This window comes from Bacteroides sp. 519 (assembly GCF_010500955.1).
Lineage (GTDB): Bacteria > Bacteroidota > Bacteroidia > Bacteroidales > Bacteroidaceae > Bacteroides.
This window is the reverse complement of the sequence record NZ_QVMJ01000161.1, coordinates 1-304: the sequence shown is the minus strand read 5'-3', so window position 1 is coordinate 304 and position 304 is coordinate 1. Positions and strand designations below refer to the sequence as shown.

Annotated in this window: 1 pseudogene; it reads right to left on the bottom strand. The window is 41.4% G+C overall.

The window, feature by feature from the left end:
* Window positions 1–304, bottom strand: a pseudogene (locus D0T85_RS22960) (hypothetical protein); the annotation flags it as partial.

Genomic DNA, 304 nt, shown 5'->3' with positions numbered 1-304 from the left:
TGTCCGGGACAAGTTGTAATATCAGGAACCATTGCCGGAATAGAAAAAGGTTGCGAATTGATGAAGGCTGCCGGCGCAAAACGTGCTTTGCCTTTGCGTAAATCTACTGCTACACAAGCAAAAGGAATGGGCAGTTTGTTGAAGTTAATAGAATCATAGTTGCTTATATAATGAAATTGATTAATCTCCATTAATTTAGGTATATCTAAAGGTAACTGAGTTGGGAAGTGACGCATACGGTGACTTAAGCCTACACGTTCGAGCATTTCTTTTGCCAAACGCTTGCGTTCAGCCGATGGTGTAC